Source organism: Streptomyces sp. NBC_00271, assembly GCF_036178845.1.
Classification (GTDB): Bacteria; Actinomycetota; Actinomycetes; order Streptomycetales; family Streptomycetaceae; genus Streptomyces.
This window is the reverse complement of the sequence record NZ_CP108070.1, coordinates 182114-208320: the sequence shown is the minus strand read 5'-3', so window position 1 is coordinate 208320 and position 26207 is coordinate 182114. Positions and strand designations below refer to the sequence as shown.

Sequence of the window (26207 nt, the reverse complement as noted above, 5' to 3'; positions counted from 1 at the left end):
AATCGATCAGTGGATCGTGATGCTGGCGAATGCTTCTAGCAGGGCTATGTCGACGCCGTCGGCTTTGGTGCGGGCGAGCACGGTGTCGAACGCGGCGGGAGTGTTGTCGACTAGTTTGCGTTGCAGCAAAAGGCCCTCGTGAACCGGGCAGAAGAAGTCGTTCCAGTGGGTGGGGATGACCATGGCAGGCTGAACGGTGCCGATGGTCGCGTCGAGGAAGTTCTTGCTGAAACTTTGTTCGGCGCGTCCGAGACCGCCGATGCCGAGGAACAGGGCGTCAGCGTGAACTCCGGCGAGCGCGCCGGGGATCCAGTTGGCTGAACCTTTGAACAGCATGCTCGTCTCTGGTGCCGCCACGAGGAAGTCGTAGGTGCCGCCCTCCTTGTATGCGCTGATGGGCGCGGGCTGCAGGAGGGGCTTGTCAATGGTCGCGCCCTCACCGCCCATCGGGTTGGGGGAGTGTTTGGAGGCGATGGTGCGCACCGTGAAGCTGCCCACCGTGACGGATTTCTCCGGGTCCAGAAGTGCCAAGCGGTCCTCGGGGACGTTGCCGCCCCTGGCGATGTTCAACGTGGACGGTGAGCCGTAGACGGTGGCTTCTGTGCGGTTGGCGATGTAGGCGACGTCCAGCGCGTGGTCGTGGTGGGAGTGAGAGATGAAGATGGCGCGTACGCGGTCCGCGCCCACCTTGTCGAGTGCGGTGTCCACTGCGTCGGGGTCGGTGGAGACCGGTCGGCCGAGCGCGGCATCGAGAAGGCCGGCCGGGGTGATGAAAGCGTCGATGAGGATCTGGGTGGTGCCGTCGTCGACGAGCATCATGGTGGTGCCGAATGAGGTCACCTTGACCGTGGCTCCACTTGGTCCGCCGGGGTCGTCCACGAGAAGGTCGCGGTAGTCGTTGAGGTCTCCGGAGTGGCGGATCTTGGTTTGCCACACAGCGCCCAGCGCCACGGCTGTTGTCAGTTTGAGTGCGAGGGCGATCGAGAGGATGGGGTGTTGCCGGACCGCTCCCGCCAGCCGTGCTCGTAGACCCGGGGCGAACCTGCTGGTGTCTGGCATGAAGTCTCCTCGCTCATTCTCGCAGCGCTGTTACTGACCTTGGCGTTATAGCGGCTGGGTCTTTGTCGGGCCTGGTGGCAGGGTCCGTCTTGGCTGGCAGCCCGGAAGTATGCGGTATCCGGAGGAGGGCGGCCTGACCGCCGGGCAGCGCAAGCGCCGCGAAGAGGTGTGTATGCGGGCCGCTGACCTCTTCGAGGAGGACGTAAAAGTCCCGTGCGTCGCCCGGGAGTTGCGGGTGGGCGAGAAGTCGGTCGACCAGTGGCGCCGCGCTTGGGCGTCCGGCGGGCGGGAAGCGCTGCGTTCCCAGGGGCCGGCTCCGTCGGCAGCGTCTGGGGTGCGCCCGGTGAGCGCAGCCAGGAACCGTCGCCGGTCGTCTCCGCCGCGGGAAGGCAGGGCGGGTTCAGGCGTCCGGGCGGGCCGGCTGGGTGCTGTTGTCGGCGGCGGCCTTGGCGGTGGGCCACTGCGCCAGCGAGAGCATCCCCATCACCCGGCGGATGAGGTAGAAGGCCAGCGGCAGTTCGACACACGCCGCGAGCACCGCCGACAGCCACACCCCCGAGGTGCCGAAAGCGAGCGACACGTCGAACCACGCGTCGCAGATCAACAGCACCGCCGTCGTGGTCGCCGACACGATCACAGCGCGGTGCCGCAGCCACCCGAGCAGCGCCGTGGCCGCCATCGCGACCATGAGCAGGGCGTCGAACCCGACCCATGTCACGCGCCACTGGCGGACCTCGTACACGGACGGCAGCGTCATCGCCAGCAGGACCGTCCAGGGGACAAGGCCGAGGGCGCAGACGGTGAGCAGCTCCAGCGTGTGGCGCCGGTGCCGGCGTATCCGCTCGGGCAGATCGGCCGCGGCCGCCGGTGCCGCGGCTTTTTCCTGGGTGCTGGCTTGGGCGTCGCTCACGCAGGCTGCTCCGTTCTCGTCCGTCCCGGGCGGACAGCGGCGGGGTGCTCCGCCGGCATCGGGCGGTCAGGTGCCGGTGATGATCCAGCCCGGATCTGCCAGGCTAACCCGCACCCGTCCCGCCCCGGCTCCGGGCCCCTTGATGTGCCGCTTGATGTGCCGCGCGTCCGCAGCAGAGCTGCCGTCGTCCGTCAAGTCCCGAGTTCTCCTGCCACGCATTCCAGGGGCATGACTCCTTTCGTCCGCCGGTGCCTAATGGAGATGCGGGCCCGTTCAACAGCAGCTGGCCCTCACCGAATGGCCGCGAATTTCCAGGACTGTTCGGAAACCCTGATTATTTCTCACGGAGGAGAATTCCCATGACCCGCACTTCCCGTACTCAGCGCCTTGTGATGCTTGCCGCCTCGACCGCCCTGGCGGCGGGAGGCGCGCTGGTACCCTCCAGCGCTTTCGCCGCCCCGGCGACGCCGCACACCGGGCCCGTGGCCGCGGTCACGGCAAGCCACCAGGGCCACCAGGCCGCCGAGATCACGGGGCTGGTCAAGAACAGTACGACCACCATCACCAAGACGACGGTCAAGAAGGAACTGACCACCAACGGCCTCAAGATCACCAAGATCACCAAGACGACCAAAATAACCAAGAATTCCAAGGGTGTCGTGATCAAGAAGGTCGTCACGACGACCAAGAATGTCAAGTTCATCAAAATCGCTGGAAACAACGGCAACAACAATAATGAATAGCAGCCGCTAGGACCGGGCTGAAGAACGTCGTCCGGGCGGTGCGGGGTGCGCGGTGAGAGCCGCGTACCCCGCACCGCTGTGCCGTTTTCAGACGCTGTTGCGGCCGATGCTCGCACCGCCGTCGACGCGCAGGATCTGGCCGGTGATGAAACCCGCCTTCTCGGAGAGCAGGAAGGCGATGGCGGCTGCGAGCTCGTCCGGGCGCCCGAACCTTCCCATGGGAACGGTCGCCAGGTAGCGGGCGGCTGAGGCCGACCCGGGCGGGTTGTTCTCCCGGAACAACTCGGTCTCGGTGGGGCCCGGGGCGACCGCGTTGACGGTGATCCCGTGTGCGGCAAGCTCTCCGGCCCAGCCTCGCGTCAAGAACTCCAGGGCGGCCTTGGCCGCACCGTAGGACGTTCGATCGGGCAGCCCCAGGGTGACCAGGCTGGTGACGTTCACCACGCGGCCCCAGGACCGCTCCAGCATGCCGGGCAGGACGGCCTGGACGATCTGGACCGCGGTGCGCACGTTCATGTCGAGAACCGCGTCGAGGTCGGACAGAGCGACCTCCCCGACGGGCGCGGGCCGCACCATCCCCACATTGTTGACCACGGCGTCGACCGGCCCCGCGCCCATCACTTCGCCCAGGACCTGATCGGTGGCCGCACGGTCGGCAAGGTCGGCTTCGTGGAACTCGCCGGGAAAGGACTGCGGTGCGCTGCGGGCGATGCCCACGAGGGTGTGGCCTTCTCCTGCCAGCTGCTCGGCGAGGGCGCGGCCGATGCCTTTGGACGCGCCCGTGACGAGTACTCGTCTGCGGATCACGGGTTCACTCCTTCGCTGCGCTGATCTGCGCATCGATCGTGTGTGGGGGGCGGGTGGGTTCGCCTCAGGCGGCCGATCGGAGGCCGGATGTGTGGGGGAGGTTCTGTTCGGCCCAGACGACCTTGCCGCCCGGTATCGGGCGGGAGCCCCACCTGCGGGACAGGTTGGTGACGAGGAAGAGGCCGCGGCCGTTCTCGTCCATGGTGCGTGCGCGACGCGGACGCGGGGTGCAGGGACCGGTGTCGGACACTTCGCAGGTCAGGACTTGGTGCCGGACGAGCCGTAGCTCGATCTGTCCGGTGCCGTGGCGGATGGCGTTGGTGACGAGTTCGCTGACGATCAGTTTCGTGGCGTCCTGAAGACCTTGCAGGCCCCATTCCGTCAGCTGTCGTGCGGCCAGGGTGCGGGCGCTGCTGACGGCGGACCGGTCACCGGGCAGTGTCCAGGAGGCGACCCGGGCCGGGCCGAGGGAGCGGGTGCGGACGAGCAGGAGTGTGACGTCGTCGCACGGTGCCTGGTCCGGAAGGGACTGCGTTGCGATGTCGCAGAGGTCTTCAAGAGACCGGCCCGGTTGTGCGAGGACGCTGCCCAGCCGGCGCATTCCCTCTTCGATGTCGTGGTCGCGGGTCTCGATCAGGCCGTCGGTGTACAGGGCGAGGATGCTTCCCTCGGCCAGTTCCAGTTCCACGGATTCGGGAGGGTCCCCCAGGCCGACACCCAGGGGGGCTCCGGGGGGAAGGCCGAGGTACGTGACCTGCCCCTGCGGGTCGATGATCGCGGGCGGGGGATGCCCGGCGCTCGCCATGGTGCACCGGCGGGTGGCCGGGTCGTAGACGGCGTACAGGCAGGTGGCGCCCACCACCGCGGGGGGCTGGTCCGGGGTGTCGGCGTCTTCCTCGCCCAGCCGTTGGACCGTGTCGTCGAGCTGGGCCAGCAGTTCGTCGGGAGGCAGCTCCATGGCGGCGAGGGTGTGGACGGCGGTGCGGAGCCTGCCCATGGTCGCGGCGGCGTGGAGGCCGTGTCCGATCACGTCGCCGACGACGAGCGCCACCCGTGCGCCGGACAGCGGGATCACGTCGAACCAGTCGCCGCCGACACCGTGGTCCAGGTCCGCGGGCAGGTAGCGCGACGCCGCCTCGACCGCTGTGCCGCCTGTCAACCGGCGGGGCAGCAGATGGCGTTGCAGCGTGAGGGCGGCGGTGTGTTTGCGGGCGTACTGACGGGCGTTGTGCAACGACTGCGCGGCGCGGCCGACGAGTTCTTCGGCCAGGAGGAGATCGACCTCATGGAACGGCACGGGATCCTTCGTGCGGACGAACAGCGCCACGCCCAGCAGGGAGCGCCGTACACGGATGGGTACGATCATGATCGAGTGCGCGCCGTGCTCACGGACGCTGCGCGCCAGTTCCGGCATCTCGTCGATCCATGCGCCCGAGGCGGTGTCCAGGACCGGCTCCAGGAAGGACTTCCCGGCACGCAGGACGTCGGTGAAGGGTGAGACCGGCGGCACGAACACCGGCTCGCCGCACGCCCAGGGGGATTCCGGGACCCCCTGGTGGATCGAGGCCAGACCGGCACGCCGGAGACCGGGGAGATGCTTGCCCGTCGCGCCGATGCGGACCGGGGGCCCCTCCCCGAACGAGATCGACTGCTCCAGGTCCACGGCGACGTGGTCGGCGAGCAACGGCACGGCCAGGTCGGCCAGTTCCTGGCTGGCCTGCGTCACATCCAGGGTGCTGCCCAGACGCGTACTGGCCTGGCTGAGGACGGCGAGGCGCTCACGCGTCCGCCGGCTCGCGGTGACGTCAGCGCCGATGATGCACACCCCCAGCGCTCGGCCGTCGGCGCCCTGGAGGCACTGGAACGAAACCGCGAACTGGTGCTCCGGGCCCTGACTCGTCGGCAGCCACGTCCGGTACTCGTGGATCTTGGTCGCACCGTTCTGGAGAACCTGCCGCATCACCGCCTCGATGGTTTCGGCATTGACACCGGGCAGTACCTCGGTGAATCGACGTCCGAGACGTCGGTCACGGGAAAGGCCGTCGTGGTTCTCGGCAACGTCGTTCACGTAGGTGGACCGCAGTTGCCGGTCGCGAATGCCGACACCGATCGGCGCGCGGGCGAGAAGCGGTCCCCGCACCGATCTGTCGATCGCGTCCCCGGACTGCGGGACGGCGTCGGTCACGGACGCGAGCCATCGCGCTGTCCCGTCCTGACCGTGCAGCATCGTGAGCCGTACGCTGGCGTCGAGTACGCGGCCGTCCCCGTGGCGCACTGCCGTCGCCCCTGACCACCCGTTCTCGGCACGGCACCGCTCGACAAACGCTGATGTCGTCGTCGCTTCCTTGAAAGACGGCAGCACGAGTGCGGCGGACCGGCCCACGACGTCCCCGGCACAGAATCCGACGAGCCGCTCGGCGGTGTGTGTCCATGCGGCGACCATCCCCTGCTCGTCGAGCAGCGCGATGGCCGTGTCGGATATGTCGGACGCGTTCAACTGCTTACCGAGTGTCACTGCGTCGAGGCTGGTCGTAGTCGTCAAGTGCTGTCCTCGGGAGTCTGGGAAAGCCGGCGGTGCGGGGCTCCAGCGATGTGCCCCTTTTCTCCCCTAATGACCGGATAGTGGTTGGTTTTGTGACAGCGCTGCAGCCGTGACTGGTACAGCTCCCGTCATCCAGGTCGGCGCAGGGCTGCGGAGGGCGCCGGTCCTGGGCTCAGGCCGGCCGGCCCAGCGCTGTTGCCAGCGGTTCCAGCACGGCGGCGGTGCAGGGCGGCGGCAGATAGACGATGGCAAGCTCCGCACCGGCCTCGCCGAGCTCGGCGGCGCTGGCCGCCGTCGCGGCCGGATCGCCGCTGAACCGCACCTGGCTCGACAGCAGGATCTCCGCCGGGCCCCGGCGGACGTCGGCGCAGTACTGGTGGAGTACGTCGCGCGCGGATGAACCGCCCGACCGTGCCGCTGTCGAAGTTCCAGTGCTGTGCGAAGCGGGCGGCGGTGCGCAGGGTGCGCTTCTCGCCGCTGCCGCCGATGCACAGCGACGGGTACGGCCGCTGCACGGGCTTGGGGTTGCAGCGGGCGCCGGTCAGCTCGTAGGAGCTGCCTTTGAACGTCGTGCTCTCCCGGCTGAGCAGACCGGTGATGACCTCGCACGCCTCCTCGAACCGGTCGCTGCGCTCTTTCGGGGTGCCCAGCTCGATGCCGTAGGCACTGGACTCCTCCTGGTTCCAGCCGGTCCCGAGGCCGAGCTCCAGCCGGCCGCCGGACACGATGTCGAGCGTTGCCGCCATGTGTCGTTGGCGGCCCGCCACACCTGGAGCATGGCGTCCCAAGTCGTACTCTGCGGTGACGTCTTGAAAGCAAAACGCATGCGGCCACGCTAGTGCGAGGCGCGTTCCTCCCCGGACCGGGGAGCGGTCCGGACCCCGGCTGTCGAGAGTGCTCATGCCGTCGGGCCGCCAGGACGTCCGGCACCCGTTCCCCGTTCCCCGGACGTCGCAGGGCGCCGCGAAGCGCTCGCCGCGACGGCCGTGCCGGTCAAGGCCGAAGCGGTCCGGCTGGTTCGGGAGTTCTGGCGCCTGCTGTCAGTCGCCGATGCGATGATCCCCGCACACGACAGCGAAGGAGGCCCCTCTTGGGCAGCGGGGACATCGGGCCCCTCGGCGACGACGTCAGGGCAATCGGGCTCGTGTGCAGACCGGGGCCGCCGCAATGAGCTACAACCTGAGCCTCTACCGGTTCTTGGACGGTGAGCCGGCCGAGCCGGACATGGACGTGGTCCGGGCGGTCCTTTCGCCCTGCGACGCCGCGCCCGAGAAGGCGGCCGAGGGCGATACGGAGTTCTGGATCCGTGCCGCCGACGGCAGCGAGGCCGAGGTGTTCGTCTTTGGCGGCGGCATCGGCGTCGAACGCCCGCAGACCGGCGACGTGTGGAAGATCATCATCGAGCTGGCGGACCGGCTCGGCGCGGGGATCCTCATTCCCGACGGCACGCTCTTGTGCCGTGAGGACATGCGGGGACACCTTCCCGAGGGCCTGGAGAGCGATGCTGTTTTCGTCCCGGAGATCACCCTCGAAGTCTTCGAGAGGGCCGCGGGGCCCTTCAGCCCTCCGCTGACCTGATGTTCGGCCCCGCGCAGGGAACTTCACCCCCTCCGCCGCAGCCCCGACCCGGCAGCGGGGTACAGACCGGATCGCCCCCGACTACAACTACTTCCTCTCCGACCAGGGCAGCGGGTGCGGGGGCGCGATCAGGATCACCGACATCTACGGAGAACCGCTGGTGCTCAACGGGATCGCCCTGCGGCCGGACGCCGTGCAGCCGACGCGCGTTCAGTTTGCCCAGCACTGACCCCCGCCGACCGAGCGGTCGAGCCCGGCCCCGGCCCGCGCGCCGTGACGCGGCCCGGAACGTCCTGTCAGGCGTTCTTGAACTGCGCGGTGACGGCGGCCACGCGCTTGCCCTGGTAGACGGCGGCGGCACGGGCGGTGTCGTCGACGGGGACCGCTCCCTGGCCGTTGACGTGGCTGGTGCCGTAGGGGTTGCCGTCGGCGAACTTCACGGGGTCGGTGTACCCGGGCGTGACGATGATGCCGCCGAAGTGGTGGACGGAGTTGTACAGGGCCAGCAGCGTGGACTCCTGCCCGCCGTGCGCGGTGGCGGTGGCGGTGAAGCCGCTGTAGATCTTGTCGGCCAGCTTGCCCTGGGCCCACAGGCCGCCGAGGGTGTCGATGAACTGCTTGAGCTGGCTGGCGATGTTGCCGAACCGGGTGGGGGAGCCGAAGATGACGGCGTCCGCCCACTCGATGTCGTCCGGGGTCGCCATGGGGATGTCCTCGGTGGCCACCATGTGCGCCGCCCAGGCCTCGTTGGTGGCGATGGCCTCCTTGGGGGCCAGTTCGGCGACGCGCAGAAGCCGTACCTCCGCGCCTTCCTTGCGGGCGCCCTCGGCCACCGACTCCGCCAGCTCGTGGACCGTCCCGGTGGAGGAGTAGTAGATCACTGCGACTTGGGAGACATCAGAAGGTCCCTTTCTTCTTCTGCCGGCGCGACGGCGCGAGTCGCCGTGCTGAGGGCCGGGCGCGTGGTCGCGTTCGTGATGGGGCCGGCGGTGGGACTGGTGGTGGGGTGAGCGGTGGCGGTCAGGGAGAGCCGCAGCCGGCGCGCCGCCATCCCGCGGGCGGCTGTCAGGCCGTGGCGGTGCCGGTCGACGGTCGCCGAGGCCGAGAGCCGCAGCGATCCGTCCCTGACGGTCAGTGAGTCGATCGTCAGCCGGAGGGGAGCCCGGTGCCCACGGACCGTGAGCGATCCCTCCACCGTCCAGATGCCGTCGTCGCCGCGGACCGCCCCGCTCGACTCGAAGCGGATGGCCGGGTGCCGGTCCGCGTCCAGGAACGCGGGCGAGCGCACGTGATCGTCGGCGAGCCGCACCGGTGTGGAAACTGCCCGCCGCGACGACCGCGTGCACGGCCGACCCGGGCACCGGCTCGGCGACGGAGATGCTCGCCGACTCCAGCGTGAAAGTGCCGTTCACCCTGCCGAGGCCGAACAGGTGCCGGGTGGTGAAGGTGATGGACGATCGCGCCGGATCGACCTGGTAGGTCCCGGCGGGCGGCAACTGGACACTCATGCCCTTCTGGCCTCTCACTCGTCGTCGCACACGGCGATCCCCGGCAGATTGTTCCTTGCGTAAGCAAGCATCTCTAGGGTGGTGATGCTTTGTCGAGCAAGTAAATTGAGGCTTGTCGGGCCAGTGCCCGCAGGCGTGCCATGGTCGACTGGATCCCGCGACCGCCAGCCCGTTCGCCGCGCAGGCGCAGGCGCAGGCGCAGGTGCGGTCGGCCGTCGGCCGGCCCTGTCGGCGCCGCAGGCTGCGCGGGGCCCGGGATCCGATCACCGCTTGAGCTTGCTTGCTTGAGCATGTAAGCTGCACGGATGAGTGACGTTGATCCGCTGGCCGCCGAGGAAGAGCGATTCTGGCGTGCCCTGATGCGCGTCATCATCGCGCTCCCGCGCTCGCTGGACGACGATCTGCTGCGGGCCACGGGTCTGACGCTCACCGAGTACGTCGTCCTCATGAGTCTCTCCGAAGCGGAGAACCAGGAGCTGCGGATGACGGATCTCGCCGCGGCCAGCGCCCTGTCGGCAAGCCGGATCACCCGGATCGTGGACACGCTCCAGGCCCGGGGCCAGGTGACCAAGCGGCGCCACGAAGGCGACGGGCGGGGCAATGTGGCCTCTTTGACCCCCGAGGGGCTGAAGCGTCTTCAGGCCGCCTACCCCGTTCATCTGGCGAGTGCCCGTAAGCGGGTCGTCGACCAGCTCGACGGACGCTCCCTGCCCGCTCTGGTGAGGCAGTTCGAGGCCGTTGTGAAAAAGCTGGACTGAACCAGGCCACGGACGGCCGTGTCCCGGTCCGGTCGGCCATCAGTCCGCGCTCGGCGAAGAGCCACCCGCCGTCCTGTTCGACAAATTTCGTCGCCGCCCGCGCGGTGGAGCCGACGCGGACCGCACCAGCGCCGGGCGGTCCGCGCCGCGCTCCCCGGCGCCGGGGGTTCCCCACGCCCCGTCAGGCCCGGTACACGCGACGTTCCGTCAGGCCCGGTACACGCGGCGGGCGATGTGCTCCGCGATCATGATGGTGGTCGCGTTGGTCACGGTGGACGGGACCTCCGGCATGATGGAGGCGTCCACGACGCGCAGCCGCTCGACCCCCTTGACCGCGCCCGACTCGTCGACCACGGACCATTCGTCCTCGGGCCCTCCCATGGGCACGGTCGAGGTGGGGTGACCGTAAGTGGAGATCCCGGCCTCGATCGTGTCCAGCAGTTCCTCGTCGCCCCGGACCGCGTCGCCGGGAACGAGTTCGCCGGCCAGTACCCGTGCGAACCGCGGCGTGCCCACGAGGCCGCGCACGAGCTTCACGCCCTCCAGCATGCGGCGGCGGTCCCTGGCGGTGGCGAGGTAGTTGTCGTCGATGACCGGAGCGGCGTAGGGGTCCCGGCCGGCCAGGCGGAGGGAGCCTCGTGACTCCGGCCGGGTGACGGCCGTCGCCAGGAGCAGGGCTCCGCCGGTCGGACTGAAGGAGCCGTCCAGCAGGTGCACGGCCACGATGCCGAGGTCCAGTTCGCCGGCCTGAGCCTCGGTCGAGGCGCACCACAGACCCGCCGAGAAGGCGTCCGTCATCGTCTGGTGCCCGGGCGCCAGGGCGAACAGCGAGTGGAAGAAGGGATGGTCCTGCAACCGCCGGCCGACCGGCAGGTCGGCGACCACACCGATGCCCAGTGCCCGCAGGTCCTTCGCCGGTCCGACGCCGGAGCGCAGCAGGATGGCCGGACTGCCGTAGCTGCCGGCGGCGAGTATCACCTCGGCGGCCCGGTACACGGTGCCGGAGGCACTCACCACGCCGCGCGCCGTGCCGTCCTTGATGAGTACGGTGTCGGCGGTGACCTCGCTCAGCACCCGGAGATTGGGGCGCTGGCGCACCGGTGGCGTCAGATAGGCCAGGGCGGTGTTCTGCCGCACCCCGCCGACGATGTTGACGGGATAGCCGCCGACGCCCTCCTGCTCGGCCCCGTTGAAGTCCTCGACACGCCGGAACCCGCGGTCCGCCGAGCCGTCGACGAACGCCCGCAGAGGCGACGTGAGTTGCTCGTAGGACCACTGGCGGACGGGGAAGGGGCCCAGGCGCCCGTGGTAGGCGTCGTCGCCGGCCGGTGTGTTCTCCATGCGCCTGAACGTGGGGAGGACGTCCTCGTAGGACCAGCCCTTGATGCCGTAACGGTCCGCCCAGGCGGCGAAGTCCCCGGGACGCGCCCGGATGGCCACCCCCGCGTTGACGGCGGAACTGCCCCCCATGGTCCGGCCGCGCGGAGCGGGGATGCCCGGGGCCCGGTCGGTGCCCCGCGCGGTGTAGCCCCAGTCGTGGTCCGGATCGGCCAGCAGATGCGGGGTCCGCAGCCCGTGGGGGAACTGCCCCGCGGGGTAGTCCGGGCCTGCCTCGATCAGCAGGACCTCGCGCTGCGGGTCCTCGCTGAGCCGGGCAGCGAGCACGGCGCCCGCGGATCCGCCTCCGACGACGATGACATCGGCGTCCTTGCCCGGCCGGTCGTTGCTGTCACTTCACGGACTTTCCTCCGAGGACTTGTCAGTGGATGCTCTTTGAATGCTTCTTCAAGCAAATTGATACTGCGGGGTTGGTCAGGTTCCTGCCACGTACTGAGGTCGGGGATGCGGTGCCTCAGAGGTGCGGTATCTCAGAAATGCGCTGCCTCGGGAACGACGCGTTCTCCGAGCAGCTGGAGGGCCGCCTGCTGGTCGGCTCCCCGTACCGGGCCGATGACGTGGTCGATGCCGATCCGGTGCAGCCGGCGCAGTTCGGCGAGCAGGCCCGGCACGTGCTTGCCCCGCGGCCCGGGGTCGAGGGGGAGGAGGACGGTCTTCTCGATCGTGTCGTAGTCCCGCCCGGCCCGGTCGCAGTGTCCGCGCAGCACGTCGAGTTTGTGCCGGAGGTCCGGTCCGTGGAAGAGGTTGCAGGCGTTGCCGTACTCCGCGACGAGCCGCAGCGTCTTCTGCTCGCCGGACCCGCCGATCAGGATCGGCGGGTGGGGGCGCCGTACCGTGGCGGGGGAGTTGAGGGTGCGCTCGAGCCGGTAGTGGCGGCCGTTGAAGGGCCCTTCGTCGTCGCTCCACATCTGCAGGCAGATCCGCAGCGTCTCCTCGAGGCGTTCGAACCGCTCGGCGACGGGCGGGAAGGGCAGGCCCAGTCCGCGCGCCTCGGCGACGTTGAACCCCGCGCCGACACCGATGCCCAGGGCCGCCCGGCCCTCGGACAGCACGTCGAGCGTGGTGACCATCTTGGCCAGCAGGCCGGGCTCGCGGTAGCCGGCCGAGGTCACCAGGGCGAGAAGCTCCACGCGTTCGGTGCTCGCCGCCAGGTAGCCCAGCGTGGTGTACGCCTCCAGCATTTCCTGTTCGGACGTCCCCACGATCCCGATCTGGAAGAGATGGTCCATGACGGCGATGCGTGTGAACCCGTACTCCTCCGCGGTGCGGGCGAGCCGGCCCACGTGACGTGCGATGCCTGCCGGGCCCTGGGGCTGGGTGAAGTCAGCGATGGCCATGCCGAGGTTCATGCGGGCTCCCGTGTGCCGGACCGACCGACCGAGTATGCTTAGGCATTCATCTGCTTTGTCAAGCAAGGAAATACCGGTGAGTGCCGCGCATATTGGTGCCAAGAAACCAATTTCCCGGCAAATGTGGTGTTCGTCGCCCAATGGCTCCATCCGTGCACGCTTCTAGCGTCGTCCTCACGGAAACGCTCCTTCCGGTCCCCGGACCGGAAGGACCGGAAGGACCGGAAGGACCGGTACATGAGCGCGGCAAAGGAGCGGTGCATGAACGCGGCAGACGGCACGGCGGCCGGCCCGTCGCGGGCCCCGGGACGGCGCCCGCCCGCGGCATGAGCGTGGCCCCGCGGAGCGCCGGGCTTCGGCCGGACGGAGGTCCGCTGCGGCGTCGCCCCGCCGGCCGTGGCGGCCGCCGGACGTGCCGTCACCGAACGGACCGCATTTCGCGACGAGGGCGCCGGTGTCGAGCAGGATCGGATCGGCGCTTGGTTCCGGCGTCCCACGACGCGAGGGAAGGCGCCCGGGCCTTCACCGAGAAGCGCGCACCCCACGGGCAGGGCCGCTGACCCGGCGCCCGGCTCCAGCACGAAAGTCGGTGGCAACAATGACCGAGCGATCCACCGTCCACAGCGTGACCTACGACCTGCTGCGGACCCTGAAACTCACCACGGTCTTCGGCAATCCCGGCTCGACCGAGCAGACCTTCCTGCAGGATTTCCCCGAGGACTTCACCTACGTCCTGGCGCTGCAGGAGGCGTCCGTCATCGCGATGGCCGACGCCTTCGCCCAGGTCACGCGCCGCCCGGCACTGGTCAACGTGCACTCCTCGGCCGGGGTGGGAAACGCGATGGGCAACCTGGTGGCGGCCTACCACGGAAACACGCCGCTGATCATCACCTCGGGACAGCAGCACCGTGAACTCGTGATCGGGGAGCCGTATCTCGGCAACCGCGAGGCCACCACGCTGCCGAAGCCGTGGGTGAAATGGTCCTACGAGCCGGCCCGCGCCGAAGACGTCCCCGAGGCTTTCATGCGGGCCTATGCGGAGGCACTGCAGCCGCCGGCGGGACCGGTCTACCTGTCGATTCCCATGGACGACTGGAAGCGGCCGCTGTCCGGATTCACCCGGGTCCGGACCGTCAGCGACCGGGTCGTCCCCGATGCGCAGCGCCTGCGGCTGTTCGCCGACCGCATCTCCGCAAGCCGCCGTCCCGCGCTGGTCTTCGGGCCGGAGGTGGACCGGGCCGGCGGCTGGGACGCGGCGGTGGCCCTGGCGGAGAAGCTGCGCGCTTCCGTCTACGGCGCCCCGCTGCTGGACCGCGCCTCCTTCCCCGAGGACCACCCCCTCTTCCGCGGCCCGCTCGGCATGTCGGTGAAGACCATCAGCGACCGGCTGGCCGGGCACGACCTGGTGGTCGTGATCGGCGCGGAGGCGTTCCGCTACTACCCCTACGTGCCCGGCGACTACCTCCCCGACGGCACCGAGCTCCTGCAGATCACCGGCAATCCGGGGGTTGCCGCGGCGGCGCGGGTGGGCGACAGCCTCCTGGGCGATCCCGCGACGGCGACCGAGCTGCTCCTGGACATGGTCGCCGAGGGGTCTGCGCGGACCGCTCCGGAGCCGATGGCGCGGCCCCGTGAGCTGCCGCAGGTGCCGGGCAGCCCGCTCACCCCGCCGGAGGTGTACGCCGCCCTGAGCAGGGTCCGGCCGCCGGACGCGGTCATCGTCAACGAATCGACCTCCACGATGGCGCAGCAGGTCGAGTGGCTTCCGACGGTCAGGAGCGGATCGTTCTTCGCCACGGCCAGCGGAGGGATCGGCTGGGCCACCCCGGCCGCGGTGGGCGTCGCGCTGGGCGACCGGGACCGGGGCGTCGACCGGCCGGTGGTCGGCCTGATCGGCGACGGTTCCTTCCAGTACTCCGTGCAGGCCATCTGGACGGCGGCCCGGCACAACCTCCCCATCGTGTATGTGGTCATGCGCAACCAGGAGTACTCCATCCTCAAGTCGTTCGCGGTACTGGAGGAGACGCCGGGCGTTCCGGGACTTGACCTGCCCGGGCTCGACATCGCCTCGGTGGCCCGCGGATTCGGATGCCGTGCGGTCGACGTGGAGACCACGGGGGACCTGGAGCGGGAGTTCAAGGCGGCCCTGAGCGCCGGCACCGCCACCGTCATCGTGGTGCCCACCCAGCCCCAGAAGGCGATGCTGTAGGCCGTGCGACCGGCACGGCGGGACAGGAGACAGCGGTCATGGACCTTGGACTGAAGGACCGGGTGTACATCGTCACCGGCGGCACCCGCGGTCTGGGCAGGGCCGCCGCGCGCGAACTGGTGGCGGACGGGGCGAGGGTGGTCGTCAGCGGCCGCGGCGAGAAGTCGGTGGCCGCCGCCGAGGCGGAGCTCGGCGGCCGGGGGCAGGCGGTCGGTGTCGTGGCCGACAACGCCGACCCCGCTGCCCCGGACCGGCTCATCGGCGCGGCACGCGATGCCTTCAAGCGGCTGGACGGGGTGCTCATCAGCGTCGGCGGCCCGCCGCCAGGTACGTCGGACACCATCGACGACGACCTGTGGCGCGCCGCCTTCGAGTCGGTCTTCCTCGGTGCGGTGCGGCTGTCGCGCGCCGTCGCGGCGGAGCTGGACGGGGGAGGGGTCATCGGCTTCGTCCTCTCCAGCTCCGTGTACGAGCCGATTCCCGGCCTCGCGCTCTCCAACGCCTTCCGGCCGGGCCTGGCCGGTTACGCGAAGAACCTGGCGAACGAGCTGGGTCCCCGGGGTATCCGCGTCGTCGGTCTCGTGCCCGCCCACATCGAGACCGACCGGGTCCGCGAACTCGACGCGCACACCGGCCACGCCGACGCCGCCCGCGCCCGTGCGACCGCCGGCGTCCCCCTGCGCCGCTACGGAACCCCCGAGGAGTTCGGCCGCAGCGCCGCCTTCCTGCTGTCGCCCGCCGCGTCCTACCTCACGGGCGTGATGCTGTCGGTCGACGGGGGTGTGCGCAGGAGCTTCTAGGGCCTGCCCGGCCGGTCATGCCGCAGACGCGGGGGCCCGGCACGCCCTCCCCCAAGCTCTTCGAGCAGGGGGTGCCCCCAGCGGTGCTGGGCCAGTCTCCTGGCGTACTCCGAGGCGACCGGGAGCCCCTCGACGTTGTCCAGCGGTATGTCGTTCTCGAAAATGTGCAGCAGCGTGGCGACGTTCTCCGCGACGCTCGCCTCGAGGATCTTGATGACGGTCCCGTCACCCCGGAGCTCCGGGATCTCCGCGAGCAGCTGCTCCCCGATGTCACGGCTGACGTCCGAAAGATGTGCCCCCACGCGCTCCGCGACCACGGACAGCTGCTTTGCGGCCTCGGGATACTCCGCAGCCATGCCCCGATCGTACAAAACGAGATCACCGGCTGCTCATCGGCGGACCGCGCGCGCGGGACGTGACCGGGGGCCGCGGCGGATCAATGTACGCCGGCCACAACCCCTTCAGCGCGGTCCGTACCGCTGTGGCCTGGCCGCCGTCCCGTCCCGGCCGCACGATGAAAAGCCACTGGCCCCCGATGGCCGGGGCAGGTGAGGCGAGGGCGGTGACCCCGCGGGTGAACCGGGAGCTCGACGGGCAGTTCGGTGACTACCAGAACGAGATCTACACCGGCGGGCTGTCCGGCGTGCTGCCCGCCCTGCCGATGGAGTTCCAGGAGCTGGAGGCGCGAGCGCGGGCGGCGCTGTCGCTGCTGTCGCTGCTGTCGTATGTCGCCGGTGGCGCAGGAGACGAGTCCACCCAGCGGGCCAACGTCTCGGCGTTCCTGCGGTGGGGGCTGGTGCCGCGGATGATGGCCGGTGCGGCCCGGCGCGACATGTCGGTGAACCTGTTCGGGACGCGTCTGCCGTCCCCGCTGTTCATGGCACCCGTCGGGGTGATCGGGCTGTGCGCGCAGGACGGCCGCGGCGACCTGGCCACGGCCCGCGCAGCCGCCCGTACGGGCGTGCCGATGATGGCCTCCACCCTCAGCGTCGATCCGCTGGAGGAGGTCGCGGCCGAGTTCGGGGACACCCCGGGATTCTTCTCGCTGTACACCCCCACCGACCGGGAGCTGGCCCAGAGCCTGGTGCGCCGGGCCGAAACGGCGGGCTTCAAGGGCATCGTGGTGACGCTGGACACCTGGATCACCGGATGGCGCCCCCGCGACCTGGCAACCGGCAACTTCCCGCAGCTGCGCGGCCACTGCCTTGCCGACTACACGTCCGACCCGGTCTTCAGGGCCCGGCTGGTCAAAGCCCCCGAGGAGGATGTGCGGGCCGCGGTAGGCCCGCCACGGAACAGGTGAGCTCCGTACGGGCAACCGGGCCTGTCCGACGGGCCGCTGACGGGACATCGGGTCCGCCTGCCCGGGGATCCACCTCTCCCGGTTCCCGTCCCTGGTCAGGGCGTCTTCGCCCTGCAATATGCTGACTCGGTGAGTAGCGAACCGGTACCGCCAGAGGGCACCGCCGTCGAGCTGATGCGGGCGATGACGCGGCTGCGCGCGCGGCTGCGCACCGAGGCGCCGATCGACGACCTGCCGTGGAACTGGTCGCATCTGACCACGCTGCACCGGATCGTCACGGACGGCCCGATGACCGTGAGCGAGCTCGCGCAGGCCGAGCACGTGCGGCGGCAGTCGATGGCGGAGACCGTGGCCGCGCTGCGCGCCGGCGAGCTGATCACCACCGCGAAGGACCCCAACGACGGGCGCAAGGTCCTGGTGAGTGCGACCCCGGCCGGGCGGACGCTGACCGAGCGGATCCCGGCGGCCCGTGAGGCGTGGCTGGCCGAGGTGATCGGGTCCGCGCTTCGAGCCCCCGAGCGTCGGACGCTCGACAAGGCCGCCGAGATCATGAATCGCCTGGCGGACTCCGAGACCGTCTAGGCCCGCGGGGAGGAGCGGACCGGATTTTGACGGTAGCGGTCAGCCGGTAGTGAGCTGCTTCACCCGCGCGTAGCCGATGTGGATCTCGGTGAAGGCCCTGAGGGGTGCTCAGGCAGGTCGGCAGCCGGCCTTCAGGAAACGATGGCTTGTTGAAGCCGATGTCTCTGCCGACGTGCGTCTGCAGGTGCCGGAACGAGGACTTGGCAGCCCACAGGCATCACCCGGGCATCACCGCAAGCCGGCGGGGCCGACCACGGACCGCCGGATTCTCCCGGCCTGATCTTGGAGCGCACACGGATTTCTTGCCCCAACGGGTTTGTGATGCAAAGCTGATGCCATGGCAGATGCATCGATGCCCTCTCCGGGCACTCCTCACGAAGTCCTCGCCGGCCTTGGTGACTTGACCCGCCGGGTCCGTGCCGCGCAGCGCGGCGCCTGGTTTCCCCTCCTGCTGCTGGGCGTGCTCACGCTGGGCGGGATCCTGGTCAGCCGCTTCACCTTCAAGGTCGAGACCGTGCCCTGCCCGGCGACCGCACCCGCGGCAGGCACCGGCTGCACCCAGGTCACGCAGGTCACGCAGGGCTCGCCGGTCTACTGGCCCATCGGGCTCGCCCTCGCCTACGCCGCGACGGCGTTCTTCTACATCCGCCGCTCCCGCAACCGCGGTGTCGGAACCCCGGTCCGGCCGTACATCCTCACCGGGACCGCCCTGGTCGGTCTGGTGACCGCCACCGAGATCTGGAGCATCCGTCAGGGGATGCCGCAGCCCGGCGCCCCGATCGACTTCTGGGGCCTGCACCTCGACCCCGCCTCCGGGGTGACGGCGTTCCTCCACCGACTCACCGGGAACGCCACAGCCGTCGGGCTGCCGCTGCTGGTGCTGGCCTGGGTGGAACGCAGCCGCACCCTACTGCTACTCACAGTGGTGTACCTGGCCATCGAGCTGGTGCCGCTCACCACCGGCTGGGCGGGGATCCCGTTCACCTCACCCTGGTCCGCCGTGCCCCGCTACGGCGTACCCGGTGTGCTGCTCCTGCTCGGCGCGCTCGGGTTCGCTCTGGCCGAGCTGTCCCGTCAGCGCGACGTCTCATGACCGATCAGCCCGCCCCGCACCCCGTCACCGGCCTGGACGACGTGGTCCACCAGCGTGTCCGCCTCGGCATCCTCACCGTCGCCCACCAGGCGCGCCGGGTCGAGTTCGGCTTCCTGCGCACGGCGCTCGGACTCACCGCCGGAAATCTCAGCCAGCACCTGGCCGTCCTGGAGAAGGCCGGACTGGTCGAGATCGAGAAGGGCTACGAGGGCAAACGTGCCCGCACCTGGCTCTCCCTCACCCCGGCCGGCTACCGCGCCCTGCAGGACGAGGTCACCCAGCTCAAGCGGCTCATCCATCAGATCGAGCAAGGCAGTTCAGCCCCGGAGTCCTGATCTGGGCTCCTGCAAGCCGTGGTGAGCCGTGAGCGGCTCCCGCCGACGTCCGGCGGACCCGGACAGCACGCCGAACACCGTCCAAGAAACCTGGGGAGGACACGTGAGCATCACATCGGTCACCAAGACGGACTTGACGCGCCGTCGCATGTTCGCAGCCGCGCTGGCGGCGGGGGTCGGGGCCGCCGTGCCGATCAGCGCAGCGCGCCAGGCGTGGGCAGCTCCCACCGCCCCCGGCTCGTCTCGACTCACGCTGCCCAGGCCCACCGGGCCGCACCCCGTGGGCACGGTGCCGCTCCACCTCGTCGACACCTCACGTCCCGATCCCGTGGCCGGCCCCGGGCATCACCGCGAGTTGATGGCCGGCGTCTGGTACCCCGCCCGCAGGGCGGAGGGCCTGCCGCGCGCCCCCTGGATGACCGAGGGCGCGTTGCGGGCGCTCCTCACGGACGCCGGCTTCTCCCTCGACCCCGCCCTCGGCCCGCTCACCGCCGCACACGTGGGCGCACCCGTGCACCATGCCGGCCACCGCCTGCCCGTCATCGTGTACTCGCACGGCTCGGGCAGCCACCGCGGCGACCACACCATCATGGTCCAGGAACTCGCCAGCCGCGGCTACGCCGTGGTCACCGTCGACCACACCCACGACACGTTCACCGAATTCCCCGACGGCCGGGTGCTCACCCCGGACGACGTCCCGATGTACCCGAGGGACTTCGCCGCAGACCTCCGGTTCCTGCTCGACTGCGTGGAGGGGCTCGCCGCCGGGCGCAACCCCGACGCCGACGGCAAGCCGCTGCCCCAGGGCCTTCTCGGCGCCCTCGACCCGAAGCGCATCGGCGCGTTCGGCTGGTCGAAGGGCGGCACCGCCACCGCGCTCACCATGCTCGCCGACCAGCGCGTCCGTGCCGGGCTCAGCCTCGACGGCCCGATGCAGCCGACCATCACCGCCGACCTGGACCGGCCGTTCATGATGATGACCGCCGTGTTCACCCGGGACGCCATGCCGGACGTCGCCGAGTTCTGGACACACCTTCGCGGCTGGCGGCTCGACATCCAGGCCGGCGGGGCCATCCACCCCTCATACGGCGACAACGTGACGCTGATCCCGCAAGCGGGCAAGATCCTCGGCATGACCGACCAGCAGATCCAGGACATGATCGGCACCCTCGATCCGGCCCGGGCGGTACGGATCCAACAGGCCTACCCGCTCGCGTTCTTCGACCTGCACCTGCGGCACCGCAGGGAGCGTCTGCTCGACGGCCCGAGTACGGCCTTCCCAGAGGTGAAGTTCATCCCGTGAAGCGTCGGACCGCGCGATGCGCGGTCATACCAGGGCCGCCAGAAAATGCCGTCGCCATCCGGCTGCGGCCTTCGCGAAGGCAGCCATCCGCACAGCCCTTCCCTCGCGTGATCGGCGCTCCTGCCGCTCGCCGCCGTCGACGCGGAATTGGGTACGCGTACTCATGCGTGTCAACACCAGGCTCGGCACCCTGCAGCCATGACGAATCCCCTTCCAGCGCCGAATCGCTGGCGCCCCTGGGCGCACCGAACACGCCGGGGCGCGGACCTTGCCCTCGCGGTACCGCTGTCCCTACTGGAGACCGCGTGGCTGGTGCTGGACTGGATGTTCGGCCTCGGCATGGAGGTATGGGCGGCGCAAGGCGACAAGGCGCAGGTCGACGCGGCAACCCTCGCGCACATCAATCGGGTGTGGGTGCTGTTGGTCGCCGTACTCATCGTGGCAGTACTCGCGGGACTGTTCCGTGCCCCCTGGACGGCGATCGCACACCTGCTGGTGGCTCTCCTGGCTGGCCTGATACTGGGGGCCACACAGCACCAGTGGGATACCGACCACGCCCCCTCGCCCGGGTGTATCCGCTACAGCGCCAACTGCTGAGACACCCGGGCGCGGCTCGAACCACACTGTTGCCCGATATCACTGACGGTGACAGCCGAGACTGAGCCCCGCAGAGATCTGGCGGCAGTTGAATACGAGACCCCACCAGTACCGAGGGCCGCCCGGCGTCGTGCCGGTTACGCCGCTGCCGTGCTCAGGGCGGCGAGGTCCGCGGTGCTGATGATCTCGGCCTGGTGGGGGAAGACCTTCTCCATGAGCACCCGGTGCACCTCCGGATCGGGGTCGGCGGTGGCGTCGGCCAGGAGGAACAGGCGGTAGTCCTCATCGGCCGCCTGCCGCAGGGTGGTCAGCACCACGCCGCTGGTGGACAGCCCGGCGAGGACCAGGGTGTCCACGCCGCGGGCGCGGAGTTCGGCGCGCAGGTCGGTGTCGCTGGCGAAGGCGCTGATGCGTGTCTTGCGCACGGTCAGATCGTCCTCCCCGGCCTTCAGGGACTCGTGCACGGCCGTCGCCGCGGTGCCGTCGGTGAGGTACCCGGCCGCGACGGCCTGGGAGAACGTCTTGTTGTGGGCGGGCACGGCGGCGGCGTCCTTCTCCGCGAGCGCGACGCGTACGAAGACGACGTGCGCCCCGTGGGCGCGGGCCCAGGCCAGTGCCTCGCCCGCGCGGGCGAGCACGCCCTGCGGGTCGGGCACGGCGCCGAGCACGACGGGCTGGAAGTCCATCAGCAGCAGCGCGGTGCGGGCCGGGTCGAGGGCGGGGGCGGTGTGCGTACCAGTGGTCATGTCGGCGGATCGGCTTTCTGTGCGAGGGGGTTCTGTGTGAGTGGGTTCTGTGCTGGGCGCGGGGCCCGGATTCCGGGCCCCGGCCGGGGGCTGGTTCGTGTGGTGCCGGTCGGCGCGGGCCAACTGCCGGTCGAGGACGGTCATGACGAGGACGAGAGCGGAGATCGCGACCAGCACCCACGCTATGGAGTGCAGGCCGCTGTCGCTCACGCCGCGGTGGAAGGCGGTGCCGGTGATCGCCGCCGAGGCGATGGACCCGATGTAGCCGAAGGTGCGCAGCAGTCCGGAAGCGGTGCCCAGCGCGGCGGCGGGGGCCTCCTGGTAGAGGACGGTCTGGTTGGCGACCGTCCCGGCGCCGGAGGTCAGGCCGAAGACCGCGGTGACACAGATGACCGCCGCGATCGGGGTGCCGCTGCCCACGAACAGCGTGGCCACCGCGCCGACGAGCAGCAGGACCGCGCAGGCGATCAGCGGCCACCGCACCACCGCCCGCCGCGACACCACCCGGGCGGCCAGGGCGGTCAGCACACCCATCGGCATCAGCATCAGCCCGGCCTGGTAGGCGGACAGGCCGCGGGCCACCTCCAGCCACTGGGTGAGCCCGTACAGGATCACGTAGGTGCCCATCAGGGTCAGGCCGTTGCGCAGGTAGGTGCGGGTCAGGGCGCCGTTGGCGACGAGCAGCCGTACGTCGAGGAAGGGCTGGGCGGCGCGCAGTTCCCAGCCGACCAGGGCGGCGGCGAGGACCAGGGCGGCGGCGAGCGCGGGCCACTCCAGGCGCGGCAGCGCGTCGAGGAAGACCATCAGCGCGGTGAGCGAGCCGCCGAAGCCCAGCATGCCGAGCAGGTCGATGCGGGAGGCGAGCGCGCGGGGCGAGCCGAAGCGCACCGGTTCGGGGTCCCGGGCGACCCCGGCCAGCGCCAGGACCAGGGCGACGGCGGCGACCGGGATGTTGATCCAGAAGGCGGCGCGCCAGCCCGCCCAGCCGATCAGCAGTCCGCCGATGGCGGGGCCGACGGCGACGGTGGCGGCACCGGTGATCGACAGACCGCCGAGCACCTCGCGCGGCGGGGCCGCGTGGCCGGCCTGTTCGGCGCGGCGGCGGATCAGCAGCATCGCCGCCGGGTAGCCCGCCGAGGTGCCCGCGCCGATCAGTACCCGCGCCACGATCAGTGCCGTCAGCGAGTGGGCCAGCGAGCCGACGATCCCGGCCGCGAGCACCAGCGTGATACCGGCCACGAAGATCCGCCGGGGCCCGAACTCCTCGGCGAGACGCCCGGCGGCGGGCTGGGCCAGCGCGCTGGTGAGATAGAGGCTGGAGATCAGGATCGCGGTGTCCCCGACGGGGATGTGCAGGGCCGCGGCGATGGCGACCAGCGCCGTCGCGATGATCGAGCTGTTGACCGGGTTGAGCGAGGCCCCCAGGTACAGCGGCGCCACAAAGCGCGCACCGAAGGGATTGCCACGGGGCGCTCCGGCCTCGGATATCCGCTCCGGAGTGCGGGTGTCACCGGCAGACGGCACGGCGCGGCTCCTTCCTCCGGGACCTTCCGCTACGGGGCAGGCCTGCTGGGGAGATCCCGGCGGAGATGAGCAGGCCACCTGACAAATATTAACAGGCAGCCTGCCTATCTCCACCGGGGCCGTCCACCCCGGCCGCAGAACGGTCCCGGCGCAGCCCGCCGGGCCCCGCACCCCGGACGGCGACGAACACGGCAACGCGACCGCTTCCTCTGCGCCCGCCCCCTCTGCGATCACCGCCGACGCGCACCACGGACGGCACGGCCCCACCACCACGCCCCTCACGCGGCGACGCCGGTGAACCGGGGGAGACGCAGCCCCGGCCAGAACCGGAGGACCAGAAGTCCCCGCACACGCGGGTCCCCGGACAGGCGACGACGGCCTCGCAGTTCACCCCCGGCCGGCCGAACTCCTCCACGTGCCTGTGTGTCCGTCCGGCATCGACGTGTCCGGCTCCACCCTCCGCCTGCTGACCCCCTGACGAACCACCGCTAGAGTCGCCCGGTGACCGCGGACGGCAGGGGCGTCGAGACGAGGAGCCCGGACGATGGACCTGGAGCTTCGGCATCTGCGGACCTTGTGTGCGATCGCCGACGCCGGGAGTCTGGGGCGCGCCGCGGCACTCCTGAAGTACTCGCAGCCGGCGATGAGCACCCAACTGCGCCGGATCGAGCGCCTCTTCGGCGAGGACTTGTTCGTGCGTACCGCGTCGGGAGTCGAACCGACCCAGTACGGCCTTGAGGTCCTGACCCAGGCGCGCGACATTCTGGCCCGTGCGGATGCCATCAGGCGCCGTCCGGCGGCGGGCGGCGTCAAAGCACCCCGGGTCCTGCGCCTTGCGGCGACCAACTCGCCCGTCCTGTCCGGCATGGTCGTCCGTATACGCAGCCGGAGGCCCGATCTCACGCTGACGGTGAGCAGCGTCTACCCGTCGTCGGAGATAGTCGAGCACTTGGAGAAGGGCGAGCTGGACGCCGCGATCGCCGCGGACTACCCCGGAATGGAGCTGCGGCACTCCGCGGCCGTGGCGCATCGCGAGATCGTCAACGAACCCGCCTTCGTAGCCCTGCCCGCCGGTCACCGGCTCAAGCACCGCATGGAGGTCCCCCTCGCCGAACTCGCCGACGAGGCCTGGTTCCTGACCCCCGACGACGGTGCCGGCTGGCCGGGCGTGTTCTACGCGGCCTGCGCGGCAGCCGGGTTCACGCCCGCGGCCGTCCACGAGTACCTCGGTGACCGGCTCCAGCTCCAGGACATGATCGCCGAGGGACTCGGCGTCTCCATCGTGCAGGCTACGACCCGGCCGGACCAGGGCGTGATCGTCAAACCGCTGACCGGCACACCGCTGTGGACCCGCTACCTGCTCGCATGGCGCCGCGACCAGGTCACGGAGGACATCACGGAGACACTGTTCAGCTCCGCGCACGCGTCCTACCGCGACCTCATCACGCGGTCGGCGCACTTCCAGGCGTGGGCGGCGCAGACGTTCCATCTGCCCTATTCCTAGGGCCGGTTACGGCGGCGCCCGCGCCCCGGGGCGCGGGGTCAGGCCAGGAGCTCGCCCATCCACGCCTCGATCGCCGACGCGGTGCGCGGCAGCGCCGACGACATGAGGCGGGCGCCGTCCTGGGTGACGACCAGATCGTCCTCGATGCGCACGCCGACGCCGCGCAGCTCCGGCGGCAGCGTCAGGTCGTCCGGCTGGAGATACAGGCCCGGCTCGACGGTCAGGACATGGCCCGCCTCCAGGACGCCGTCCAGGTACTGCTCGGCACGGGCCGCGGCGCAGTCGTGGACGTCCATGCCCAGCATGTGGCCGCTGCTGCACCACGTGTAGCGGCGGAACAGACCGCTCCCGGGCTCAAGGGCCTCGTCCGGCGTCACCGGGAGCAGGCCCCAGGAGTGCAGCCCCTCGGCGATGACCCGCATCGCGGCGAGGTGGAAGTCACGAAAACGCGCGCCCGGCCGGACCGCCGCGATACCGGCGTCCTGCGCGGCGAGCACGAGGTCGTAGAGGTCGCGCTGCGCGGCGGTGAAGGTGCCGCTCACCGGAAGGGTGCGCGTGATGTCGGCGGTGTAGAGCGTGTCCGACTCGACGCCGGCGTCGAGCAGCAGCAGGTCACCGGGACGGACCGGACCGTCGTTGGCGATCCAGTGCAGTACGCACGCGTGCACTCCGGCGGCGGCGATCGTCTCGTAGCCGAGGCCGTTGCCCTCGAGGCGGGCGCGCAGGCCGAAGACGCCCTCGACCCAGCGTTCGCCGCGCGGATGGCGGACGGCCTCGGGCAGTGCGCGCACGACGTCGGTGAATCCGGCCACCGTGGCGTCCACCGCGATCTGCAGCTGCTCGACCTCCCACTCGTCCTTGACCAGGCGCATCTCGGACAGGAACGAGGCGAATTCGAGGTCGGCCTCTTCGCGGCCGGTGCTGTCGAGGAGCGCGTCGATCTCCGGGTCGACGCCGCGCAGCAAGCGGGCCGGCCGCGCGCCCTTCAGCCGGGCGGGCACGTCGTCGAGACCCTGGGTCGCCACGCCGAGCAGTGCGGAGGCCTCGTCGAGGGTGGCGCGGCGGCCGACCCAGATCTCGCCGTAGCGGCGGTCGCGGTAGAACTCCCCGGTGTCGCGCGGGGATCGCGGACGGACGTGCAGCACCGCCTCGTGACCAGAGGCGGTCGGTTCGAGGATCAGGACGCTGCCCGGCTCGGTCCCACCCGTCAGGTACGAGAACGCGGTGTGCGGCCGGAACCGGTAGTCGCAGTCGTTGCTGCGCACCTTGAGGACGCCTGAGGGAACGACGAGCCGTTCGCCGGGGAAGCGCGCGGACAGCCGGTCGCGCCGCTTGGCCGCCCACGGTGCGATCGACTGCGGGGGCGGATCGGCTCGCGGCGAAGACTCCCAGTTCCCCATGAGGAACTCGGCGAGCGCTGAGGAGACCGGAAGGTCGTGCGAACCGGTGTGGAGCGGCTTCTTCGTCGTCATGCCGGGATCGTAGGGAGCAGGGGGCCGCCCCGCCCCATACCGTTTTCCCGCCGCACGCATAACACGGGGCGAAGACCTGCTCGGCGT

The 26207-nt window shown here is 70.5% G+C and carries 22 protein-coding genes and 3 pseudogenes; 13 read left to right on the top strand and 12 right to left on the bottom strand.

Annotation, left to right across the window (positions count from 1 at the left end; genetic code table 11):
- Positions 1-6: 6 nt before the first annotated feature.
- Positions 7-1059, bottom strand: coding sequence for an MBL fold metallo-hydrolase (locus OG798_RS01070; protein ID WP_328755896.1), 1053 nt, complete (start codon positions 1057-1059; stop codon positions 7-9).
- A 109-nt stretch (positions 1060-1168) separates the two neighbouring features.
- Between OG798_RS01070 and OG798_RS56345 the strand changes: the two are divergent.
- Positions 1169-1372 (top strand): annotated as a pseudogene (locus OG798_RS56345) (helix-turn-helix domain-containing protein); the annotation flags it as partial.
- Between the two features lie 87 nt (positions 1373-1459).
- Here the strand turns inward: OG798_RS56345 and OG798_RS01065 are convergent.
- Positions 1460-1969 carry a hypothetical protein gene (locus tag OG798_RS01065; RefSeq protein WP_267059887.1) on the bottom strand — a complete coding sequence of 170 codons (510 nt, stop codon included), beginning with the start codon at positions 1967-1969 and terminating at the stop codon, positions 1460-1462.
- Between the two features lie 359 nt (positions 1970-2328).
- Here OG798_RS01065 and OG798_RS01060 point away from each other — a divergent pair, with 359 nt between their 5' ends.
- Positions 2329-2712, top strand: a complete 384-nt coding sequence (locus tag OG798_RS01060) for a hypothetical protein (protein ID WP_097228284.1) — start codon at positions 2329-2331, stop codon at positions 2710-2712.
- A gap of 87 nt (positions 2713-2799) precedes the next feature.
- Here OG798_RS01060 and OG798_RS01055 read toward each other — a convergent pair whose 3' ends face one another.
- The 3 genes from OG798_RS01055 to OG798_RS01045 form a co-directional block, all read right to left on the bottom strand.
- Positions 2800-3519, bottom strand: coding sequence for an SDR family oxidoreductase (locus OG798_RS01055; protein ID WP_328755895.1), 720 nt, complete (start codon positions 3517-3519; stop codon positions 2800-2802).
- Between the two features lie 64 nt (positions 3520-3583).
- The gene (locus OG798_RS01050) at positions 3584-6061 is read right to left on the bottom strand and encodes a SpoIIE family protein phosphatase (protein ID WP_328755894.1); all 2478 of its coding nucleotides are present in this window, start codon (positions 6059-6061) and stop codon (positions 3584-3586) included.
- Positions 6062-6189: 128 nt separating this feature from the next.
- Positions 6190-6807: an LLM class flavin-dependent oxidoreductase gene (locus OG798_RS01045; RefSeq protein WP_328755893.1), complete on the bottom strand. Its 618-nt coding sequence runs from the start codon at positions 6805-6807 to the stop codon at positions 6190-6192.
- Between the two features lie 421 nt (positions 6808-7228).
- Here OG798_RS01045 and OG798_RS01040 point away from each other — a divergent pair, with 421 nt between their 5' ends.
- Positions 7229-7639 carry a hypothetical protein gene (locus OG798_RS01040; RefSeq protein ID WP_095857395.1) on the top strand — a complete coding sequence of 137 codons (411 nt, stop codon included), beginning with the start codon at positions 7229-7231 and terminating at the stop codon, positions 7637-7639.
- A 296-nt stretch (positions 7640-7935) separates the two neighbouring features.
- Here the strand turns inward: OG798_RS01040 and wrbA are convergent, their stop codons facing one another.
- Together wrbA and OG798_RS01030 are read right to left on the bottom strand one after the other, a co-directional pair.
- Positions 7936-8520: an NAD(P)H:quinone oxidoreductase gene (gene wrbA / locus OG798_RS01035; RefSeq protein WP_120984875.1), complete on the bottom strand. Its 585-nt coding sequence runs from the start codon at positions 8518-8520 to the stop codon at positions 7936-7938.
- Positions 8517-9147 (bottom strand): annotated as a pseudogene (locus OG798_RS01030) (YceI family protein). Before OG798_RS01030 ends, wrbA begins: the two are co-directional and overlap by 4 nt.
- A 305-nt stretch (positions 9148-9452) precedes the next feature.
- Here OG798_RS01030 and OG798_RS01025 point away from each other — a divergent pair.
- On the top strand, positions 9453-9905 hold the full coding sequence (locus OG798_RS01025) for a MarR family winged helix-turn-helix transcriptional regulator (RefSeq protein ID WP_097228467.1): 453 nt from the start codon (positions 9453-9455) through the stop codon (positions 9903-9905).
- Positions 9906-10112: 207 nt separating this feature from the next.
- Here the strand turns inward: OG798_RS01025 and OG798_RS01020 are convergent, their stop codons facing one another.
- Complete coding sequence (locus tag OG798_RS01020; protein WP_328759960.1) at positions 10113-11600, bottom strand: GMC family oxidoreductase; 1488 nt, start codon at positions 11598-11600, stop codon at positions 10113-10115.
- Between the two features lie 173 nt (positions 11601-11773).
- The gene (locus tag OG798_RS01015; RefSeq protein WP_328755892.1) at positions 11774-12652 is read right to left on the bottom strand and encodes an LLM class F420-dependent oxidoreductase; all 879 of its coding nucleotides are present in this window, start codon (positions 12650-12652) and stop codon (positions 11774-11776) included.
- A 598-nt stretch (positions 12653-13250) separates the two neighbouring features.
- On the opposite strand from OG798_RS01015, the gene mdlC reads away from it, so the two are divergent.
- Both mdlC and OG798_RS01005 read left to right on the top strand, forming a co-directional pair.
- Positions 13251-14861 carry a benzoylformate decarboxylase gene (gene mdlC, locus OG798_RS01010; protein ID WP_328755891.1) on the top strand — a complete coding sequence of 537 codons (1611 nt, stop codon included), beginning with the start codon at positions 13251-13253 and terminating at the stop codon, positions 14859-14861.
- Positions 14862-14899: 38 nt separating this feature from the next.
- Positions 14900-15661: an SDR family oxidoreductase gene (locus tag OG798_RS01005; protein WP_328755890.1), complete on the top strand. Its 762-nt coding sequence runs from the start codon at positions 14900-14902 to the stop codon at positions 15659-15661.
- Here the strand turns inward: OG798_RS01005 and OG798_RS01000 are convergent.
- Positions 15658-16017, bottom strand: a complete 360-nt coding sequence (locus tag OG798_RS01000) for a hypothetical protein (RefSeq protein WP_328755889.1) — start codon at positions 16015-16017, stop codon at positions 15658-15660. The two genes, OG798_RS01005 and OG798_RS01000, sit on opposite strands and share 4 nt — an antisense overlap.
- 179 nt (positions 16018-16196) lie before the next feature.
- Between OG798_RS01000 and OG798_RS00995 the strand changes: the two are divergent.
- The 6 genes and pseudogenes from OG798_RS00995 to OG798_RS00970 form a co-directional block, all read left to right on the top strand.
- Positions 16197-16943 (top strand): annotated as a pseudogene (locus OG798_RS00995) (alpha-hydroxy-acid oxidizing protein); the annotation flags it as partial.
- Between the two features lie 150 nt (positions 16944-17093).
- A complete protein-coding gene (locus OG798_RS00990; protein ID WP_121413793.1) occupies positions 17094-17546 on the top strand; it encodes a MarR family winged helix-turn-helix transcriptional regulator in 453 nt (150 codons plus the stop codon).
- Positions 17547-17883: 337 nt separating this feature from the next.
- Positions 17884-18639 (top strand): hypothetical protein, encoded by a 756-nt coding sequence (locus OG798_RS00985; RefSeq protein WP_143670898.1) that lies wholly within the window; start codon positions 17884-17886, stop codon positions 18637-18639.
- Entirely contained in the window at positions 18636-18974 is a 339-nt protein-coding gene (locus OG798_RS00980) for a winged helix-turn-helix domain-containing protein (protein WP_097228266.1), read from the top strand. The genes OG798_RS00985 and OG798_RS00980 overlap by 4 nt, the downstream gene beginning before the upstream one ends.
- A gap of 103 nt (positions 18975-19077) precedes the next feature.
- Positions 19078-20277, top strand: a complete 1200-nt coding sequence (locus OG798_RS00975; protein WP_257039828.1) for an alpha/beta hydrolase family protein — start codon at positions 19078-19080, stop codon at positions 20275-20277.
- A gap of 198 nt (positions 20278-20475) precedes the next feature.
- On the top strand, positions 20476-20874 hold the full coding sequence (locus OG798_RS00970) for a DUF6234 family protein (protein ID WP_220788774.1): 399 nt from the start codon (positions 20476-20478) through the stop codon (positions 20872-20874).
- A 137-nt stretch (positions 20875-21011) separates the two neighbouring features.
- Here OG798_RS00970 and OG798_RS00965 read toward each other — a convergent pair whose 3' ends face one another.
- Complete coding sequence (locus OG798_RS00965; protein WP_328755886.1) at positions 21012-23144, bottom strand: MFS transporter; 2133 nt, start codon at positions 23142-23144, stop codon at positions 21012-21014.
- Between the two features lie 544 nt (positions 23145-23688).
- Between OG798_RS00965 and OG798_RS00960 the strand changes: the two genes are divergently transcribed.
- Positions 23689-24648, top strand: coding sequence for a LysR family transcriptional regulator (locus OG798_RS00960; RefSeq protein ID WP_328755884.1), 960 nt, complete (start codon positions 23689-23691; stop codon positions 24646-24648).
- A gap of 38 nt (positions 24649-24686) precedes the next feature.
- On the opposite strand, the gene OG798_RS00955 is transcribed toward OG798_RS00960, so the two are convergent.
- The gene (locus OG798_RS00955) at positions 24687-26120 is read right to left on the bottom strand and encodes an aminopeptidase P family protein (RefSeq protein WP_328755883.1); all 1434 of its coding nucleotides are present in this window, start codon (positions 26118-26120) and stop codon (positions 24687-24689) included.
- Positions 26121-26207: the final 87 nt, after the last annotated feature.